Below are 18070 nucleotides of genomic sequence, written 5' to 3' on the forward strand. Positions count from 1 at the left end.
AGCGTTGAGGTGGTCCTCCAAACGATCCCTCATCGATACGGGTCCGGGCTGGGCTCCTGGCGGGGCTCCTGGCGGGGCTCCCTTGGAAGGCGTATATAACTACGATAAATTCTTAGTTTTTTCTAGGCTAACATGGTTTATTTGTTCACAATGAGATAAACTCGGGTTGGTGATCAACCTCCTGGAACAGCCCGAAGCGAATGCCGCGCACGGCCTGTCCGCGGCGGCTCGGGCGGTCGCGGGGCTGCATGCTCTCGCGGCGGGGCTCGGGGAATCCCTGCGGTGCTTGGCGGTGCGCGGTCTCGACGACGACGGCCTCCTGCAGGTGACCACGGCGGTCGAGGTCCTCGGCCGGCGGGTCGACGCGCTGCGGGTGGCGGCCGCGGCGGAGGTCGCCGACCGGTCCCGGCCCGAGCTCGGCACCGGGCAGCTCTCGGCGAAGCGGGGCTGCCGCACCGCCGGAGAACTACTCGAGCGTCTGACGCTCGTCTCCGGGCCGACCGCGGGGCGACGGATGCGGTTGGGCACGCAGCTGCGCACCGGCCGCTCCTTGGGGTGGCGAACCGCTGCCGCCCACCTTCCCCGCCACGGCCATCGGCCTGGCCGCCGGAGCGATCGGCGTCGACACGGCCGACGCGATCCTCACCGCGTTGACGCCGACGCTGCGGTACACCGACCTGGACTCGGTGCAGGCAGCCGAGAGCGAGCTGGTCGCCTCGGCCACCGGCACCATTTCTGAGACCCCGGTGCCGGCGTCGGTGCCGGCGTCGGCGGATGAGATCCGGTTGCAGGGTGCGGTCTGGAGGGCCGTGCTCGCGCCCGACGGGTCCCGNCGTCGTCTCCCGGGCCGGGGAGGCCCCGACCATCGGCGGCGCCCCGGCCACGGTTCTGGTCAGTGTGCGGGAACAGGACCTGAACGCGGACTTCGGTCAGGGCCGCGGCGTCGGCTGGATCGACGGCGTCGAAACCCCGATCTCGATCAGCGCCGTCACGGACCTGATCAGCATCGGCGGTCAGCAGAAAGTCGTCATCACCGACGAGGGACGCATCATCGCCCTCGGCTCACCCGAACGGTGCTTCACCGCCGCGCAACGCCGGGCGATTCAGCTCCGCGACGGCACCTGCGTCATCCCAGGCTGCAAAATCCCGGCCGGGATGACCGAGATCCACCACGTGATCCCGCACTCCGAGGGCGGACCGACGCACACCGACAACGGCGTCTGTCTGTGCTGGTGGCATCACCGCTACCTCGCCGCCTCCGGCTGGGCAATCCGGATGGTCCGCGGCGCCGTGCAGATCATGGCACCACCCTGGCTGGAGACCGGGGCCCTCAAATGGCGGAACGAGACCAAGTCCCGCCCCCGAATGACGGACGCGGCCGAACGGGAAAACGGATAGGGGGTCCCTGGCCCCTGGTCTCGACATGCTCGACAGGCTCGACATGCGTTCGCTTTTTCACCCAGCGACAGTGGGACCGCTCCGCTTAGGCTGTAGGCATGGAATTCCGCTATCTCGGTTCATCAGGCCTGAAAATCTCCGAAATCACCTACGGCAACTGGCTCACGCACGGTTCGCAGGTCGAGAACGACATCGCCACGCAGTGCGTGCATGCCGCGCTCGACGTGGGGATCACCAGCTTCGACACCGCCGACGTCTACGCCAACACGAAGGCGGAGTCCGTTCTCGGCGACGCCCTCAAGGGCCACCGCCGCGAAAGCCTCGAGATCTTCACCAAGGTCTATTGGCCGACCGGCCCGCGCGGCCACAACGACGTCGGGCTGTCCCGCAAGCACATCATGGAGTCGATCAACGGTTCTCTGACCCGATTGCAGACCGATTACGTCGACCTTTACCAGGCCCACCGCTTCGACACCGAGACCCCACTGGAGGAGACGATGCAGGCTTTCGCCGACATCGTTCGGCAGGGCAAGGCGCTCTACATCGGCGTCAGCGAGTGGACCGCCGCGCAGCTGCGAGCCGGCCACGCCCTCTCCCAGGAGTTGGGCTTCAGCCTGATCTCGAGCCAGCCGCAGTACTCGATGCTGTGGCGCGTCATCGAAGACGAGGTCGTGCCGACTTCGCGCGAGCTCGGCGTCGGCCAGATCGTCTGGTCCCCCGTGGCCCAGGGTGTGCTCACCGGCAAGTACAAGGCAGGCCAGGCCCCGCCGGCCGGCTCGCGCGCCACCGACCTCAAGGGCGGCGCCGACATGATCAGCCGCTTCATGAACGACGACGTGCTCACCCGGGTGCAGAAGCTTGAGCCGATCGCCGCCGACCTCAACCTGTCGATGGCGCAACTGGCCGTGGCCTGGGTGTTGCAGAACGACAACGTCTCAGCAGCCCTCGTCGGAGCTTCCCGCCCCGAGCAGGTGCGCGAGAACGTCGAGGCCGCGGGAGTGAAGATCCCGGCCGAGAGCATGAGGCAGATCGACGAGGTACTCGGCGACGTCGTGGAGCACGATTCCGCGATGACCGCGGCTACCGCACCGCAGAGCCGCCCGGCGTAGGGCAGGCTCGGCGTCACACTGCTCGGCCCGAACGAGAGTCGCCGTTTGTGCCGAGAGTCGCCGCAACGGCGGGTACTCTCGGCACAAACGGCGACGGTCGCTGCGGTTTTCCTAGAGCAACATTTCTAGAGCACCATTTCTAGAGCACCTTCGACAGGAACGCCTGCGTGCGGCGGTGCTGCGGGTTCGTCAGGATCTCGTCCGGGTCGCCCGCTTCGACGACCACACCGCCGTCCATGAAGACGAGCGAGTCGGCGACCTCCTTGGCGAAGCCCATCTCGTGGGTGACCACGATCATGGTCATGCCCGATTTGGCCAGACCCTTCATCACGTCGAGTACCTCGCCGACGAGCTCAGGGTCGAGCGCGCTGGTCGGCTCGTCGAAGAGCATGAGCTTGGGTTCCATCGCGAGTGCGCGGGCGATCGCCACCCGCTGCTGCTGCCCACCCGACAGGTGCGCCGGGTAGTAGTCGGCACGTTCGGCCAGACCCACCCTGGCCAGCAGATCGAGAGCGCTCCGCTCCACCTGGGCCTTCGGCAGCCCCTTCACCCGGATCGGCGCCTCCATCACGTTCTCTAGCGCCGTCATGTGCGGAAACAGGTTGAACCGCTGGAACACCATGCCGATGTCCCGTCGCTGACGGGACGCTTCCTTGGGTGCCATCTCGTAGAGCTTGCCGTTGGTCTCCCGGTAGCCGATCAGCTCGCCGTCGACGCTGAGCCGACCGGCGGAAAGCACCTCGAGGTGGTTGATGCAGCGCAGGAACGTGGACTTGCCCGACCCACTGGGCCCGACCAGGCACATCACCTCGCCACGCTTCACCTCGAGGGAGATGCTCTTGAGCACCTCGTTCGAGCCGAAGCTCTTCGATACCTGCTCGGCCAGAACCATGGGAGGAATCGTGACGGATGCCCCGGCCTGCGTGTTCACGTCGGTCATTTCACGCCTCCGGGGTTGGCTGGTGGATCGTTCTCGCGCGGCGGTGCGATCACCGACGGCTGCCCGGAACCGATGACGGGGACGACCCCGGTGAGGGTTCCCGTTCCGGTGCCGACGGCATCCTTGCGATCCGGCTGCCGGTCGCCCACGCCGCGGGCGAACCGCTTTTCGAGGAAGTACTGGCCGACCATCAGGATGGACGTGAAGAACAGGTACCAGATCGAGGCCACGATCAAAAGCGGGATCGGGTTGAACGTCTCCGCGGAAATATCCCGCGACCGGGTGAACAGCTCGAAGCTGAACGGCACGGCGGTGACGAGCGACGTGGTCTTCAGCATCGAAATGACCTCGTTGCCCGTCGGCGGGATGATCACGCGCATCGATTGCGGCAGGATCACCCGCGTCATGGTCTGCGACCAGCTCATTCCGAGCGCCGTCGCAGCCTCCTCCTGGCCGCTGTCCACGGCCAGGAGGCCGGCGCGCACGATTTCAGCCATGTAGGCCGCTTCGTTCAGGGCCAGCCCGATGATGGCGATGGTGAACGTGCTCAGTGCCGCGTTGGTCGAGAAGGACACCCACGGGTCCATGAACGGGATGCCGATGTCGATGCTCGAGTAGATCAGCGAGATCAGACCCCAGATCGTCAGCTGCACGTAGACCGGGGTCCCACGGAAGATCCACAGGTAGAACCAGGCCAGGCTCTTCACCACGGGGTTGGGCGAGAGCCGCATGACGGCCAGGATCACCCCGAGGACGATCGCGATGACCATGGAGTACACGGTCAGCTGCAGGGTCACGACGGCCGCCTGCGAGATGCGGCGGTCGAAGAGGTACTTGCCGACGGCGGGCCAGTCGTAGGCCGGCCGGAGCGCGGCGTCGACGACGATGGAGACGAAGACCACCACGAGCAGAATGGCGAACACCATCCTCCACGGATGCCGCAGCTTGATGGCCTTGATCGGCACCGATGGGGCCGGTTCCCCGGGCGGGCGGGTTGCCCCGCCCGCCTTCGGTGGAGTCGTGATGCTCATACGTTATCCGTTCGACGCGGCGTTGATCGTGATCGTCTCGATCGCACCATCCGCGACGCCCCACTCGTCGAGGATGTCACCGTAGGTGCCGTCGTCGACCATGGACTGCAGCGCAGCCTGCACGGCCTTGGTCAGCTCGGAGTCCTTGGCGACCACGATGCCATACGGCGCCACATCGAAGGTCTCTCCGGCCGGCTGCAGCTTGCCCTCGGTCTGGGCGATCGCGTAGAGAGTGACGGGCGAGTCGGCGCTGAGCGCGTCGGCCTGGCCCAGCACGACCGCGTTGGTGGCCTGGTCCTGGGTGTCGTACTTCAGCTTGTCGATCGCCGGCTTGCCGGCCGCGACGCAGGCGTCACTCTTGGCCGGCACTTCGTCGGTGTCCTCATACGTGGTGGCCTGCACGGCGACCTTCAGCCCGCAGGCGTTGTCCGGATCGACGTCGTTGCCGACGGCCGAGGCCCACTGGATGCCGGCGACGAAATAGTTGACGAAGTCGACCTGCTTCTCCCGCTCGACGTTGTCGGTGAAGGAGGACACGCCGATATCGGCCTTGCCGCCCGTCACGCTCGGAATGATGTTGTCGAATTTCGCGACCTGGAATTCCGGCTCCAAGCCGAGCTTGGCTGCGACGGCCTCAGCGATCACGATGCCCCAGCCGATCGGCTCACCGGCTTCGTTCTTGAACTCGTTGGGAGCGTAGGTCGGGTCGGTCCCGATGACGAGCGTGCCGGAGTCGGCGACCTCAGCGGGAAGCATCGCGGCGGCGGCGTCGTCCACGGCGATCTCACTGGCGGAGGAGGCGGCCGTCGCTCCGCCCGTGGTGTCCGTGGAGTTGTCCACGCAGCCGGTGAGTAGGAGTGCCGTGACGGCGGCGAGAGCCGGGAGCAGGTATTGAGCGCGCATTGCGTAACCTTTTTCGTGGTTGTCGGATGTGTCTGGTTCGTCTTTGAGGTCCGTTAACGGAATTCGACAAAAGCGAGCATATAACAGCACGCTCACGCGGATTCCGTGCGCAGATAACGTTTTGGGCCAGCCCTACTGAGCGTGGACGGGCTTCCCCGTGTCTCAGTATGACCGGAAGCGTGTTTCGCGCGGATTTCACGCCCGCGGGTCGCCCGTCGCGACCGGGCGGCCCGGCAGGTTGGACCACTGCGACCACGAGCCGGGGTAGAGCGCCGGTGAGAACCCGGCGATGGCCAGAGCGGCCGCCTCGTGCGCGGCGGTGACGCCGGAGCCGCAGTAGACGCCCACCGTGCCGCCCGCCGTGACTCCGAGCGCCTCGAACCGGGCGCGCAGTTCGGCGGCCGGGAGGAAGCGCCCGTCGAGGGTGAGGTTGTCGGCCGTGGGCGCGCTGATCGCGCCGGGGATGTGGCCGGCACGAGGATCGATCGGCTCCGTGTCACCGCGGTAGCGCTCCGCAGCGCGGGCGTCGAGGAGCGCGCCGGTCTGCGCGAGCGCGGCGGCGGCATCCGTGTCGAGCACAGGGAGCACCCCGTCGGAGAGGGTGATCGTGCCCGGACGGACCGTTTCCGCGCTCAGCTCTGTTGTGGCCAGCTCGCCGACCGCGAGCGGCAAGCCGGCGGCGCGCCAGGCGGCGAGCGCCCCGTCGAGAAGCAGCACGTCGCGCACCCCGGCGTGACGCAGCAGCCACCAGGCACGGGCTGCCGACACCCCGCCCAGGTCGTCGTAGACCACGACCGTGTCGCCGTCACGAAGCCCCCAGCGGCGCGCGGCTGCCTGCAGCGTCGCACGGGTGGGCAACGGATGCCGCCCGTCGGCCGGTTCGCCGGGCCGGGCCAACTCGGTCTCCAGGTCGACGTACACGGCGCCGGGGATGTGGCCGGCCCGGTATTCGTCCGGCCCGGGAGGGCCACCCAGCTTCCAGCGCACGTCCAGCACCCGAACGTCGCTTTGGGACTCAAGCATGGCTGCCAATTCGTCGGCCGTGATCAGTATTCGCACGCGCTCACGCTACCTCGGCGGACGTAGACTTGAGTAGGTGAGCAGCTACTGGACCCTTTTGAAGACTCCGGGCGTTGCTCGCGTCATCGCCGCACAACTTACAGCTCGGTTCCCCTTTGGGATGCTGTCGCTCGCGTTCCTGATCCACATCGAGCAGGTCTTCGACTCCTATGGCGCCGCCGGCCTCGTGCTGGGTGCCATGAGCATCGGCCAGGCCGTCGCCGGGCCGCTCACCAGCCGACTGATGGGCCGCTGGGGCATGCGTCCGGTGATCACGGCCACCCTCGTCGTCTGCGCGACCTCCATCGTGACAATGGCTCTGGTCAGCATGCCCATTTATGTTCTGATGGCCGTGGGGCTCATCGCCGGGTTGTCCACACCGCCGATTCAGCCGGCCGTGCGCACCATCTACCCGAAGATCGTCAACTCCCGCCAGCTCACGCCGCTGTTCTCGCTCGACGCGTCGGCCCAGGAGATCATCTGGGTGCTGGGCCCGGTGATTGCCACGTTCGTGGCCATCCAGGTCAGCCCGGTCGCCGGCATCCTGCTCGCCGCCATCTTCCTCATCGGCGGCGGCGTCTGGTTTCTGGTGCTGCCCGAGGTCGGCCGGGTGCGCATCCCCCGTAGCCGCCGCAAACTCGGCGTCGTTCTCAAACGCCCGGCGGTCATGCTCAGCACCATCGTCGGTTTCATGCTGGTCGCCGCCTGCGCCTCGGTCGAGGCGGGTGTGGTGGCCGCATTCGGGCACGGCAGCGCGGACTCGGGCTGGGTGCTCGGCATCTTCGCTCTCGGCTCGCTGATCGGCGGGCTCGCCCTCGGCCACGCCCCGATCGGCCCTTGGGCGTTGGCCGCACGGATGCTCATCGTCACCGTCGGCCTCGGGCTCGCCACCCTCGGGCTCAGCTTCTGGTGGCTGGCCGCCACCCTGCTGCTGGCGGGAATCGGAATCGCGCCGGCCTTTGCCGTTCTGTTCGGCATCGTGTCCGCGAGCGTCAAGTTCAGTGACACCGCGGAGGCCTACGGCTGGGTGGGCACCGGCCAGCTGATGGGCGCCGCCCTGGGTTCCGCCATCGCCGGTTTCATGATCGACCAGAGCGGCGCCACGGCGGCCATCCTGGTCGCAGCCGGCTTCGCGGGGCTCGGCACGATCATCCCCGCGCTCGGCCGGCGCTGGCACCCCGACCTGCGCGGCCGCGATGCGAGCCCGCTCCCCGACACCGCACCGATCCAGGTGCAGGTCTCCTAGCCGCCTCCGCTCATCGCGCGGTGAACCGACACAATTGCGGGGTTGAGCGTCCCGCGCACCCCTCAATCGTGTCGTTTCACGCCTCGGCGCAGTAGGACGAGGTTAGATGGGGGAATGACGCTCTCACCGTTACTTCCCCTGCATGACGGACACGGTATCCCCCAGCTCGGGCTCGGCGTGTACAAGATCGCGGATGCCGCGGCGGCCGACGCTGTGCAGGTCGCCCTGGAGGCCGGTTACCGCCACATCGACACCGCGGCGCTCTACGACAACGAGACCGGCGTCGGCCAGGGTATCGCCCGCTCCGGCCTGCCCCGTGAGGACGTGTTCGTCACCACGAAGGTCTGGAACGACCAGCACGGCTACGACAAGACCCTGCGCGCCTTCGACGTGAGCCTCGGCAAACTCGGCTTCGACTACGTCGACCTCTTTCTGATCCACTGGCCCGCACCCCGCCAGGACCTCTTCGTCGATACCTGGCGCGCCCTCGAGACGCTGCGCGCCTCAGGTCGCGCCCGGTCGATCGGGGTGTCCAATTTCCAGCCGCACCACCTGGACCGTCTGCTGGCCGAAACGGATGTCGTTCCGGTCCTCAACCAGGTGGAGCTGCACCCGTGGCTGCAGCAGTCCACCGTGCGCGAGTACGACGCGGCCCACGGCATCCTCACCGAGGCCTGGTCGCCGTTGGCCCGCGGCCGCGCGATCGGCAACGAGACCCTCGACGCCATCGGCGCCCGGCACGGCAAGACGGCCGCACAGGTGGTCATCCGCTGGCACCTCGAGCTGGGCAATGTGGTGATTCCGAAGTCGGTGACACCGGTGCGCATCCGGGAAAACTTCGACGTCTTCGACTTCACACTCAACGCCGGCGACCATGCCGCCATCGCCGCCATCGACGCCGGCCAGCGCACCGGCAGAGATCCCGACGACCTGGACTGAATCTCGGCTCGACCCGGATCGGTGCCCGCGGGTCGCGCTGAGGGCCCCGCGCCCCTCTCCCGCACCCCTCTCCCGCACCCCTGACAAATTCGACGGAGATTTCGACCGAATCCCGCCCAAACAAGCCGGAAACCGGCTTCAACCCAAAAATCTCCGTCGAATTGGTTCGCCGGAGCCGCAGTGCCTTGCGACAATGCCGCCCCCACAGGTCCACGCGAGAGTCCCCGTTCCGGTCGAGAGCGACCCGCGGAACGGGCACTCCCGACCGGACAGGTGCTACCAGCGGCGGTGGATCTGCTCGCGCAGCATCCGGTCGTAGATATCCTGCACGCCCTCGTTGAGCCCGAGGCTGAGCGGGGCGACCGAACCGGCAGCGGCGTTGCCGCGAGCCTGCTGCACCGATCGGGCCCCGGGGATGACCGAGCTGATGCCGTCAATCTGGGCCACCCAGGCCAGCGCGGCCTGCGCGGGCGTGAGCTCCTCGGTCAGGGAGCCCACGAGCGCCGCGAACTCCGCGGCGGCTGCCAGGCCGGTCTCATAGTCCACACCGGAGAAGGTCTCGCCGACGTCGAAGGCGCTGCCGTCGCGGTTGTAGTTGCGGTGGTCGTTCGCCGCGAAGGTTGTCTCCCGGGTGTACTTTCCGGTCAGCAGGCCGCTCGCCAACGGAACGCGGGCGATGATGCCCACACCGGCGGCGCGCGCGGCCGGCACGACGGCCTCGAGCGGCTTCAGCCTGAACGCATTCAGGATGATCTGCACGCTGGCCAGGCCGGGCCGTTCGATGGCTGCGAGAGCCTGGTCGCAGGTCTCGACGCTCACCCCGTAGCCGGCGATGGCTCCCTCGGCGACGAGTGTGTCGAGCGCGTCGTAGACCTCGTCGGATTCGATCACGTCGCTCGGCGGGCAGTGCAGCTGCACGAGGTGCAGGGTGTCCATGCCGAGGTTCGTGCGGGACCGGTCGGTCCAGGCCCGGAAGTTGGCGAGCGTATAGTTCTCGGCCAGCTGGTCGACCCGTCGGCCCATCTTGGTGGCCACGGTGATGCCGGCTGCGGCGGCGCTGCCGGCCAGGAATCGACCGATGATCTGCTCGCTGCGGCCGTCACCGTAGACGTCGGCGGTGTCGAAGAAGGTGACGCCGGCGTCGACGGATGCCGCGAGCACCGCGGTCGCGTCGGCCTCCGACACGTCACCCCAGTCCGCTCCCAGCTGCCAGGTGCCCAACCCGATCACGGAGACGATTCGGCCGGTTTTTCCGAGGGTTCGTGTGTCCATGTCTCCAGCCTAGCCACGGAAGTCAAAGTGGAAGCAGTGACCGACGAGGCAGCAGCCGCGGACAAGGCCCCGGCCCCGACCCTGTCGTCCGCGTCGATGACCCGGGCCAGTGCCCGGGCGAGCCGCGGCCGGATGAGGTGGTCGTTCGCTTCGACGCGGTGCATGGTGACGTGGCGCATCCGTTCGATCACCGTCATGGAGCCGGCCGCGATGAAGGCGTCCAGCACACCGTAGACCACGTCGACCGGCACTCGCACGGCCGCGATGTCGCTGACCACGGTCTGCGATTCGATGCAGTGCTCCAGCGATTTCACGAACGGGGTCCAGTTGCGCTCCGTCAGCTCGAAGATGCCCTTCGGCAGCAGCCGTGCGATGATGGCCGCGTTCGCGAGAGTGAACTCCTTGTTCAGCCGCAGGAAATCGTAGGCGCGCAGGTAGGCGTTCACCCGGGCCCGCACCCAGCGTTCACCGATGTCGGTCGGCGACAGATAGACCGGCGGCCCCACGAGCACCACCCGGGACACCTGGGTTCGACGGGACGCGCGGGTGCGGGGCATCGCCGCCAGCCGGGCCGCGATCAGGCTGCCGAGGGAGTGGCCCACCAGGATGAACGGCTCGCGGAGCTTCAGCGACCGGATCGTGGTGGCCAGGGCCTCGACGTGGTCCTCGAGCCGATACTCGCACCCTTCGGGGATCGGCGATTCGCCGAAACCCAGGATGTCGACGGCGATGACCCGGTGCCTGGGCACAAGCAGTGGCACCAGTTCCCGGAACGTTTCCGAGGAGGAGGCGATGCCGTGCACGAGAATCACGACCGGACCGGTTCCCTCATCGATTGCGATGTGCAGCAGCGGCGGGCGTGTCCAGCCGAGCCGTTCGCAGAGGGTCGCCCACCAGGTCATGGTTCCAGTATCGCCGTGAACGGCGTCCCCGATCCATTCAGAGACCGGTGTAGGCGGCGCATGCACGCGAAGCGCGCGCCGCATGCCGAGACTCGATTGTGATCCAGAGCCGGCGACAGCGGTCGTACAGTGGGGCCATGAAGCGTTTGCCCGCGATCGCCGCGGTACTCCTGAGTGCACTGCTGCTGGCCGGATGCTCCGTGCCCGGCGCTTCCACCGACTCCGGCGGCCCCGCCACGTCCCCGGGCCTCGCCGAACCGGGCGTCGTCAATCCGGGGACCGTCACACCCGGCGCCGAACCCGGCGAGTCTCTCGACTCGCGCACCTTCCCGGACGGCAGCACGGGCGAGATCGCCTCCAGCCAGCGCGACGTGATCACCACCGGGATGGTGTCGATCACCGTGAAGGACCCGATCGCATCCGTGCAGGATGCCGTCACCATCACCGAGCAGGCCGGTGGTCGGATCGACAGCCGCACCGAGAACCCCGCCACCGGCAACCAGCCGGCGAGCGCGAACCTCACCCTGCGCATCCCCTCGGATGAGCTCGACCGCACGCTCGCGGAGCTGAAGCAGCTCGGCACCGTCAACTTCGTGTCACTCAATGCCTCGGACATCACCCAGCGGACCCAGGACCTCGATGCCCGGATCACCTCGCTGCAGACCTCGGTCGACCGGTTACTCGCCCTGATGACGAGCGCCACGAACACGACCGACCTGATCGCCGTCGAGAACGCGCTGGCCGAGCGGCAGAGCGAGCTCGAGGGGTTGCAGGCGCAGCGGGACTACCTGTCCGACCAGGTTGATTTCTCGACCATCACGCTCGACCTGTACTCGACCGGCACAGTGGATCCCGGCACCCCGGACGACTTCTGGGATGCCATCGCGGCCGGCTGGAACGCCCTCCTGACAGCCCTCGGTACCGCGATCGTGGCCATCGGCTTCGCGCTGCCCTGGCTGCTCGCTCTCGGCCTGGTCGCAGCAATCGTCTACCTGGTGATCCGGTTGGCACGCAAGCGGCGCACGCCTGCGTAAACTTATTTGGTGTACACGTCTACCGAACTCTCCCCGCTCGGTGACGAGCTGCTCGAACGCATCCGTTCTCGTGCCGCGAAGCATGACCGGGACAATACGTTCCCCGCCGACGATCTGGCCGACCTGATCGCCTGCGGTTACCTCCGCTCGCTCGTGCCTGTCTCCCATGGTGGCCTCGGGCGCAGCGTGCAGCAGGTCGCCGACGACCAGATCCGGCTCGCCGCCCACGCCCCGGCCACGGCCCTCGCCGTCAACATGCACCTCGTCTGGACGGGCGTGGCTCTCACCCTGCATCAGCGCGGCGACGACAGCCTCGCTTGCGTGCTGCACGGCGCCGCCGCGGGCGAGATCTTCGGCTTCGGCGTGAGCGAGCCGGGCAACGACCTCGTGCTCTCCGATTCGATCACGACGGCCACCCCACAGCCAGACGGCGGCTACCGATTCACCGGCACCAAGATTTTCACCACGCTCTCCCCGGCCTGGACCCGGCTCGGCACCATGGGGATCGACCGGGACTCCGTTGACGGCCCGAAAATCGTCTGGGCGTTCATCGATCGGGGCGACCCGGGCGTCAGTCAGAAGAATGACTGGGACACCCTGGGCATGCGAGCCAGCCAGAGCCGCAGCACGGTGCTCACCGGCGCATCCGCCCGCCCGGAGCAGGTCTTCCGGCGGCTGGATCCCGGGCCGAACCCTGACCCGCTGATCTTTGCGATCTTCGCCAATTTCGAGATCCTGCTGGCGGCCGTGTACACCGGCATCGGCCGGCGCGCGGTCGAGCTGGCCGTGCTGGCGGCGAAGCGGCGCACGTCGCTCAAGCACGACGGCCGAACCCTGGCGCAGGACCCGGACATCCGTTGGCGCGTCGCGGAGGCCGCGATGATGATGGATGGCCTGTACCCCCAGCTCGACGCCCTCGCCCACGATCTCGCCACTCAGGCCGACCACGGCCCGCGGTGGTTCCCGCTCCTGTCTGGCCTGAAGTATCGCGCCACCGAGACCGCGCGCCTGGTCGTCGACCAGGCGCTGCGGGTCAGCGGCGGCTCGTCGTACTTTGCCGGGAACGAGCTCGGGCGACTGTACCGCGACGTTCTTGCCGGGCTCTTCCACCCGTCCGACGCCGAATCGGCGCACGCCACCGTGGCTGCCGCCTGGCTGGGTCCGCTCGATGTCTGATGTCACCCGCGCGATCAACGTCTTCGACAGCGCCGCCTACACCCGCTCGGTCCTCGACCTCACCATGCGGCTCGCGGAGGTCATCTTCGCGGCTGGCGCCGGAGCCGAAGACGCCACGGCCGCCATGGAAGCCATCACCCGCGCCTACGGGCTGAGGGGAACCGAGGCCAACGTCACGCACACGATCATCGCGCTCACCCACGAGGACCCGGCCACGCACGAGTCCATCACCCGGAGCCGCAACGTCAAGTACCGTTCGCTCAACTACAGCAAGCTCGCGGCCACCTCCGAGCTGATCGCCGAGATCCTCGACTCGCCGCCGGATGTCGCCGATGCCCGCAAACGTCTGGCCACCATTGTCAGCGCCAAGCCGCAGGTACCGGCCCTGTACCGCCGGCTGGGCTGGAGCCTCGTCGGAGCCGGGGCCGCCGTGCTCATCGGCGGCGGCCTGGTCGTCTGCGTCGCCGCCTTCGTCGCCACCTTCTTCATCGACCTGATCACGACCTCGCTCGACCGCCGGCAGGTTCCCGTCTTCTACCAAAACGTGGTGGGCGGGGCGATCGGGCCGATTGTCGCCGCGATCGTCGCACTCATCGACACCTCGGCGAATCCGTCCCTGGTCGTCATCGCGACCATCATCATGCTCCTGGCCGGCGTCACCACCTTCGGCGCGGTCCACGACACACTGTCGGGCTTCTACCTGACCGGCACGGCACGGATGATGGAGGCCCTGTTGATCACGGGCGGCCTGGTCACCGGCGTGGCCGGGGCGTCACTGCTGGTGGCCCGCTTCGGGTTCCAATTGCGCGTCGATGCCAACCTCACGCCGACTCTGGCCGACTTGCCCGTGATGCTCGCCGCCGCCATGGTCATCGTCGCCGGTTTCGGCCTCGCCGTGCAGGTGCCGTGGCGGGCGTTCTGGGTGGTCTGCCTGCTCGGCGCCGTCGCCGAGCTGCTCTATCTGGGTGGGGCGAGCGCCGGCTTCGGCCTGGTCTGGTCGTCGGCTCTCAGCGCAATGGGTGTCGGTCTGCTGGCCGCGATCGCGGCCCGGATCGTGCGCACTCCCCCGCTGGTGATCGTCGTTTCCGCGCTCGTCCCCCTCGTTCCGGGGCTGATCCTGTTCCGCGGCCTGCTGCAGCTGTCCGACGGCAACATCGACGGCCTGCTCAGCATGCTGACCGCAGGTGCCGTGGCCGCCGCGCTGGCGGCGGGCGCCATCCTCGCCCAGTACGTGGTGCAGTTCGTCTGGGGTCCGGCGCGCAGGCTGCAGCGCCGCTTCGTGGGGCCGCTGATGGCTTTGCCCGTTCGGCTCGGCCGCGGCCCCGGCACCCGGATCTGACCCGGTGGACGAATCAAGCGGTTCCGGCTAGTTGGGAATATCCGCTTCGCCCTGCATGTCTTCGGTATCCTCCTCAACGAAGCGGTAAGGGATCGGTTCCTCGGTTTCGTGGCCGATCCGGAAACTGCGGCGCACGGTTGAGCCGTCTTCCGTCTCCTCAAGCACGACCTCCTGCTGGTACTCGCCGTTCACGTACTCGAGTTTCCGGGGCGTGCCGGCGGCGATCACGTTGGGTCCGTAGAAAATGGCCTCGTAGGTGGTCGTGTCGCTCATATTTGGATCCCTTTCTCCGGGTGGAGACGTCTGCCTCTCTGGCGGGGCGCGTCGGTCTCAGCCTACGGCCGGGCGCGCAAGTTGCACAGGCCCGGGTGCCGGTGCGAGCGGGAAGGTGCCGTTTCGCGGCAACCCGCGTAGGGTCGAAGTCACGGTGCCGCTGGGGCTCGGTTCGAAGGAGTACACATGGCTGACAAATCACCCAAGAAGGACGCATCCAAAAAGGTTGCCGGCAAGTCCTTGAAGGAGAAGCGTGCCGACAAGCATGCCAAGGCGAACGAGACGACCGAGAAGGCGCGCAAGGCCTAGCGCCTGCTCCACGATTAAACTCAGGGTGTTGCCGCGCTAGCCGCGGCAACACCCTTTTATGTTCCGAAAGGACCTGCCGATGACCCTTCCCACCATGGACACCCAAGTGAGCTACCCGGCCGGGCAGACCGAGAGCACCGCGACGGTGCTGCACGTCGAGCCGCTCCCGACCGGACTGCTCGCCGTGCTCCTCGACACCACCCCCGTGCACCCGGTTGACGCGGGTTGGCCCGACCAGGGTCCCGACCGGGCCGTGCTGCGCGCCCAGGGAATCGAGCTGCCGGTGCTGGACTGCGTCGTCGGAGCAACGGACGGGTCGGCGCTGCATCTCGGCCGGGACATCCCGGTGCCGAAGGGAACGCCCGGCTGGGCGTTCGTCGTGGCCCACATCGTGCAGCCCCATGCCGCCCTGATCGAGGGGCAGCCGGTCGACGCCGTCGTTGACACCGGCTACCGGCGACGGATGTCCGCGGGCCACACCGCGTGCCACCTCGCCTCCCTCGCCCTCAACCTGGCTCTCGCAAACCGGTGGAAGAAGGACGTGCGCACCGACGCTCTCGGCAGCCCCGACTTCGACGGCACCGCGATCGACGTGTCCCTCATCGGCGAGAACGAATCCGTGGACACCTACCGGCTCGGCAAATCCCTGCGCCGCAAGGGCTTCGTCACGGAGGAACTGGCCGACCAACTGGCCGAGATCGAATCGATGCTGAACACCTCTCTCGCCGGGTGGGTGGCTACGGACGCGAGCGTGCGCATCGACCGGGACGGCCCACTGCTGACCGACCGCCGGTACTGGGTCTGTGAGCTGCCGGCACACGACGTGCGCATCCCCTGCGGCGGCACCCACGTTTCCTCCCTGGCCGAGCTCGGTGCTGTGCGCGTGGCGCTGTCCACAACCGACGTGGAGGGCACGACCGTGCTCAAGATGGAGACGTTCGTCGGCCGATCGGCGCTCGGCGGCTGAGGCCGGCGCAGGTCGGCACGTGAACTCGGCTTGGATCAGAAACTCCCATTTCGGAGATTTTTGCGACACGCTGTTCACCCCGGCGCACCACGCCGCATGAACCGAAATCTCCGAGTTCGGCGACGGAATGGCTCGTCGGCCTGAAGACGAAGACAGAAAGAAGAAGGCCCCCGGTTTCCCAGGGGCCTGCGACTGACGATTGTCACTATCTCGGTGGAGCTAAGGAGATTCGAACTCCTGACCTTCTCATTGCGAACGAGACGCGCTACCAACTGCGCCATAGCCCCTAACCGCTTATGCAGAATATCACGCGCGGCGACCGAGTTTCGCCGAACCGCCCGCTAGAGCCCGAATGTGCCCGGGTTCGGTCAGCCGACGGCGCGGCGACGGCGCAGCACGTCGTCGAGGTCGCTCATGCCGGGAGCGGTGTCTCCGACGACCCCCATCGACGCGAACCGGCTCGCTGCGGGCACAGCCGGAGCATTCTCGCGACCGGGCGCCGCACGCGTGAGCGGGGTGACGGCCACCTCGAGCGCCGCGGCCCGGCGGGCGAGTTCCGCCTCTGCGGCTACCTTCCGCAGCTCGGCGGCGGCATCCACGGATGCCATCGCCGCCTGGGCGACGGATCCGCGCGACAGGTGCATCGGCCGAGGCAGCGGCAACGGCGTCCAGCTCGGAGCGACGACCGGCGTCTCCTCGAGGTGCACGGACTCGAAGGCCTGCCCGACACGGGCGGAGGGGTAGCTGACCTCTGAGCCATTCGCGGCGGCAGCGTGCTGGTGGGCGCGGCGAGATGTGCGGGCGAGGCGCGACAGCGCCCCGACAGCGAGCGCGACCGTAGCCAGGCCGGCGAGGACTGCGGTCCAGGCTCCGCCCGCTGCCACCGCGAGAACCCCGGAGACGAAGAAGAGGATGCCCCCGAGCAGGATCAGGGAGGTCAGCGCTCGCACCCGGCGCAGACGCAGAGCGCGAGCGCGACCCGGCAATCTGGCCACGACCCCGGCGCCCACTGCGCCGGCACGCACTGCGGAAGCCTGGGCAGCGACCTCTCGGGCGGCAGCGGCGCGGTTTGTGGCGGCCAGGGCCGCGGCGGAGCGCCGGGCGGACGCGGCGGCATCCGTCACCGCCTTCGCCTCGGCTCGGGCATCGTCTTCGGCCTGGGCCAGCAGCTTGCGTTGGGTCAGGACGGTTCGGGCATTCGCTTCGAGCCGCACCTGCTGGGGCACCTCGGACGTCTCCGCCAGAATGCGCATGGTCTGCTGCAAGCGAACAGCGTTGCGCTCGGTGGTGAGGTACTGGCGTCGGCGCGCCCAGGTCGGCATGAGGTAGGTCACCCACAGGGCAGCCGCGACCGCAATCATCACTCCCCCGCCCAGGATCTCGCTACTCATAATCTCTAAGGTAAGAGGGCCGTAGCCATGCGGTGATGATTATCGAGGGTGTGTCACGGGCAATTCTTGCACTCATCGGTCACTCACCGTCAACGGATGCGCGGCCGCGGCCCGATCGACGTCCGTCACCCGGGCGGCGTCGGCCGGCGCCTGGCCGAACTGCCAGCGGTGCAGCACGCCCTGGCGCACCTCTTCGGCCACCAGCCCGAAGCAAAAATGGTCGCGCCAGTCGCCGTTAATGTGAATGTACCGGCGACGCAGACCCTCGTAGCGGAAGCCGAGTTTCTCCACGACCCGCAGCGAGGGCACGTTCTCGGGTCGGATGCAGATCTCCATGCGGTGCAGCCCGAGCTGGCCGAAGCAGTAGTCGGTGGCCAGGGCTACGGCTGTGGGCGTGATCGCCTTCCCTGCGAATTCCTCGCCCACCCAGTAGCCGATGGTGGCCGACGACAGGGAGCCCCAGGTGATCGACGACACGTTGAGCTGGCCGGCCAGCTCGCCCTGGTATTCGACCAGGAACGGCAGCCCGCTGCCGGCACGAGAGTGCGCAAGCAGGCTGCGGATGCTGGCGCGGGTGTCGAAGGACATCGGCGCATAGGGGCTGGTGGCCTCCCAGGTGCGCAGCCAGCCCCGGTTCTCCATCAGGGAACGGTCGAGGTTGCGGTCGTCGCGCAATCGGATCGGTCGCAGTGTGACGGGACCCTCATGAAGCGTCGGTATTGCGATCGCCACAGTGTGCCCGTCTACTCAATGCCGAAATGGTGTTCCCTTAATCTACCGCG

The 18070-nt window shown here is 67.9% G+C and carries 19 protein-coding genes and 1 tRNA gene; 10 read left to right on the top strand and 10 right to left on the bottom strand.

The window, feature by feature from the left end; translation table 11 throughout:
* The first annotated feature begins 169 nt into the window (after positions 1-169).
* The 3 genes from E3O54_RS08505 (at position 170) to E3O54_RS08515 (ending at position 2507) form a co-directional block, all read left to right on the top strand.
* Complete coding sequence (locus tag E3O54_RS08505; protein ID WP_134401408.1) at positions 170-739, top strand: hypothetical protein; 570 nt, start codon at positions 170-172, stop codon at positions 737-739.
* 53 nt (positions 740-792) lie between these two features.
* A complete protein-coding gene (locus tag E3O54_RS08510) occupies positions 793-1398 on the top strand; it encodes an HNH endonuclease signature motif containing protein (protein ID WP_166805232.1) in 606 nt (201 codons plus the stop codon).
* 98 nt (positions 1399-1496) lie between these two features.
* Positions 1497-2507 (top strand): aldo/keto reductase family protein, encoded by a 1011-nt coding sequence (locus E3O54_RS08515; RefSeq protein ID WP_104099560.1) that lies wholly within the window; start codon positions 1497-1499, stop codon positions 2505-2507.
* A 139-nt stretch (positions 2508-2646) separates the two neighbouring features.
* Here the strand turns inward: E3O54_RS08515 and E3O54_RS08520 are convergent, their stop codons facing one another.
* The 4 genes from E3O54_RS08520 to E3O54_RS08535 form a co-directional block, all read right to left on the bottom strand.
* The gene (locus E3O54_RS08520) at positions 2647-3447 is read right to left on the bottom strand and encodes an amino acid ABC transporter ATP-binding protein (RefSeq protein ID WP_369827922.1); all 801 of its coding nucleotides are present in this window, start codon (positions 3445-3447) and stop codon (positions 2647-2649) included.
* Positions 3444-4478 carry an amino acid ABC transporter permease gene (locus tag E3O54_RS08525; protein ID WP_104099561.1) on the bottom strand — a complete coding sequence of 345 codons (1035 nt, stop codon included), beginning with the start codon at positions 4476-4478 and terminating at the stop codon, positions 3444-3446. Before E3O54_RS08525 ends, E3O54_RS08520 begins: the two co-directional genes overlap by 4 nt.
* A 3-nt stretch (positions 4479-4481) precedes the next feature.
* Positions 4482-5381, bottom strand: coding sequence for an ABC transporter substrate-binding protein (locus E3O54_RS08530; RefSeq protein ID WP_104099562.1), 900 nt, complete (start codon positions 5379-5381; stop codon positions 4482-4484).
* Between the two features lie 195 nt (positions 5382-5576).
* A complete protein-coding gene (locus tag E3O54_RS08535; RefSeq protein ID WP_104099563.1) occupies positions 5577-6440 on the bottom strand; it encodes a sulfurtransferase in 864 nt (287 codons plus the stop codon).
* A 37-nt stretch (positions 6441-6477) separates the two neighbouring features.
* Between E3O54_RS08535 and E3O54_RS08540 the strand changes: the two genes are divergently transcribed.
* Together E3O54_RS08540 and E3O54_RS08545 are read left to right on the top strand one after the other, a co-directional pair.
* A complete protein-coding gene (locus E3O54_RS08540; RefSeq protein ID WP_104099564.1) occupies positions 6478-7686 on the top strand; it encodes an MFS transporter in 1209 nt (402 codons plus the stop codon).
* 114 nt (positions 7687-7800) lie between these two features.
* Positions 7801-8625 carry an aldo/keto reductase gene (locus tag E3O54_RS08545; protein WP_104171888.1) on the top strand — a complete coding sequence of 275 codons (825 nt, stop codon included), beginning with the start codon at positions 7801-7803 and terminating at the stop codon, positions 8623-8625.
* A gap of 276 nt (positions 8626-8901) precedes the next feature.
* On the opposite strand, the gene E3O54_RS08550 is transcribed toward E3O54_RS08545, so the two are convergent.
* Both E3O54_RS08550 and E3O54_RS08555 read right to left on the bottom strand, forming a co-directional pair.
* Complete coding sequence (locus E3O54_RS08550) at positions 8902-9897, bottom strand: aldo/keto reductase (RefSeq protein WP_104099566.1); 996 nt, start codon at positions 9895-9897, stop codon at positions 8902-8904.
* Positions 9852-10799, bottom strand: coding sequence for an alpha/beta fold hydrolase (locus E3O54_RS08555; RefSeq protein ID WP_134401442.1), 948 nt, complete (start codon positions 10797-10799; stop codon positions 9852-9854). Before E3O54_RS08555 ends, E3O54_RS08550 begins: the two co-directional genes overlap by 46 nt.
* A gap of 137 nt (positions 10800-10936) precedes the next feature.
* Here E3O54_RS08555 and E3O54_RS08560 point away from each other — a divergent pair, with 137 nt between their 5' ends.
* The 3 genes from E3O54_RS08560 to E3O54_RS08570 are packed head-to-tail and all read left to right on the top strand — an operon-like array spanning position 10937 to position 14348.
* Positions 10937-11833 (top strand): DUF4349 domain-containing protein, encoded by an 897-nt coding sequence (locus tag E3O54_RS08560; RefSeq protein ID WP_134401410.1) that lies wholly within the window; start codon positions 10937-10939, stop codon positions 11831-11833.
* A 9-nt stretch (positions 11834-11842) separates the two neighbouring features.
* The gene (locus E3O54_RS08565; protein WP_233191164.1) at positions 11843-13009 is read left to right on the top strand and encodes an acyl-CoA dehydrogenase family protein; all 1167 of its coding nucleotides are present in this window, start codon (positions 11843-11845) and stop codon (positions 13007-13009) included.
* Positions 13002-14348: a threonine/serine exporter ThrE family protein gene (locus tag E3O54_RS08570; protein ID WP_104099570.1), complete on the top strand. Its 1347-nt coding sequence runs from the start codon at positions 13002-13004 to the stop codon at positions 14346-14348. Before E3O54_RS08565 ends, E3O54_RS08570 begins: the two co-directional genes overlap by 8 nt.
* 27 nt (positions 14349-14375) lie before the next feature.
* Here E3O54_RS08570 and E3O54_RS08575 read toward each other — a convergent pair whose 3' ends face one another.
* On the bottom strand, positions 14376-14621 hold the full coding sequence (locus E3O54_RS08575) for a hypothetical protein (protein WP_134401411.1): 246 nt from the start codon (positions 14619-14621) through the stop codon (positions 14376-14378).
* 186 nt (positions 14622-14807) lie between these two features.
* On the opposite strand from E3O54_RS08575, the gene E3O54_RS17150 reads away from it, so the two are divergent.
* The gene (locus tag E3O54_RS17150) at positions 14808-14930 is read left to right on the top strand and encodes a hypothetical protein (protein WP_255408599.1); all 123 of its coding nucleotides are present in this window, start codon (positions 14808-14810) and stop codon (positions 14928-14930) included.
* 79 nt (positions 14931-15009) lie between these two features.
* Positions 15010-15897 (top strand): metal-dependent hydrolase, encoded by an 888-nt coding sequence (locus tag E3O54_RS08580; protein ID WP_134401412.1) that lies wholly within the window; start codon positions 15010-15012, stop codon positions 15895-15897.
* Positions 15898-16111: 214 nt separating this feature from the next.
* Here the strand turns inward: E3O54_RS08580 and E3O54_RS08585 are convergent.
* From E3O54_RS08585 to E3O54_RS08595, 3 genes are all read right to left on the bottom strand, one after another.
* Positions 16112-16184, bottom strand: a tRNA-Ala gene (locus tag E3O54_RS08585).
* An 81-nt stretch (positions 16185-16265) separates the two neighbouring features.
* Complete coding sequence (locus tag E3O54_RS08590; protein ID WP_104099573.1) at positions 16266-17288, bottom strand: hypothetical protein; 1023 nt, start codon at positions 17286-17288, stop codon at positions 16266-16268.
* 72 nt (positions 17289-17360) lie between these two features.
* Positions 17361-18020, bottom strand: coding sequence for a GNAT family N-acetyltransferase (locus E3O54_RS08595; RefSeq protein WP_104099574.1), 660 nt, complete (start codon positions 18018-18020; stop codon positions 17361-17363).
* Positions 18021-18070 lie beyond the last annotated feature (50 nt).

The organism is Cryobacterium sp. TMT2-4 (assembly GCF_004402575.1).
GTDB classification, from domain to species: Bacteria; Actinomycetota; Actinomycetes; order Actinomycetales; family Microbacteriaceae; genus Cryobacterium; species Cryobacterium sandaracinum.

What these genes read in the sequence shown, in the direction of transcription:
- E3O54_RS08515 (WP_104099560.1), top strand. Translation starts at nt 1,497, where the DNA reads ATGGAATTCCGCTATCTCGGTTCATCAGGCCTGAAAATCTCCGAAATC.
- E3O54_RS08580 (WP_134401412.1), top strand. Translation starts at nt 15,010, where the DNA reads ATGACCCTTCCCACCATGGACACCCAAGTGAGCTACCCGGCCGGGCAG.
- E3O54_RS08575 (WP_134401411.1), bottom strand. Translation starts at nt 14,621, where the DNA reads ATGAGCGACACGACCACCTACGAGGCCATTTTCTACGGACCCAACGTG.
- E3O54_RS08545 (WP_104171888.1), top strand. Translation starts at nt 7,801, where the DNA reads ATGACGCTCTCACCGTTACTTCCCCTGCATGACGGACACGGTATCCCC.
- E3O54_RS17150 (WP_255408599.1), top strand. Translation starts at nt 14,808, where the DNA reads ATGGCTGACAAATCACCCAAGAAGGACGCATCCAAAAAGGTTGCCGGC.
- E3O54_RS08550 (WP_104099566.1), bottom strand. Translation starts at nt 9,897, where the DNA reads ATGGACACACGAACCCTCGGAAAAACCGGCCGAATCGTCTCCGTGATC.
- E3O54_RS08560 (WP_134401410.1), top strand. Translation starts at nt 10,937, where the DNA reads ATGAAGCGTTTGCCCGCGATCGCCGCGGTACTCCTGAGTGCACTGCTG.
- E3O54_RS08590 (WP_104099573.1), bottom strand. Translation starts at nt 17,288, where the DNA reads ATGAGTAGCGAGATCCTGGGCGGGGGAGTGATGATTGCGGTCGCGGCT.
- E3O54_RS08555 (WP_134401442.1), bottom strand. Translation starts at nt 10,799, where the DNA reads ATGACCTGGTGGGCGACCCTCTGCGAACGGCTCGGCTGGACACGCCCG.
- E3O54_RS08520 (WP_369827922.1), bottom strand. Translation starts at nt 3,447, where the DNA reads ATGACCGACGTGAACACGCAGGCCGGGGCATCCGTCACGATTCCTCCC.
- E3O54_RS08530 (WP_104099562.1), bottom strand. Translation starts at nt 5,381, where the DNA reads ATGCGCGCTCAATACCTGCTCCCGGCTCTCGCCGCCGTCACGGCACTC.
- E3O54_RS08525 (WP_104099561.1), bottom strand. Translation starts at nt 4,478, where the DNA reads ATGAGCATCACGACTCCACCGAAGGCGGGCGGGGCAACCCGCCCGCCC.
- E3O54_RS08570 (WP_104099570.1), top strand. Translation starts at nt 13,002, where the DNA reads ATGTCTGATGTCACCCGCGCGATCAACGTCTTCGACAGCGCCGCCTAC.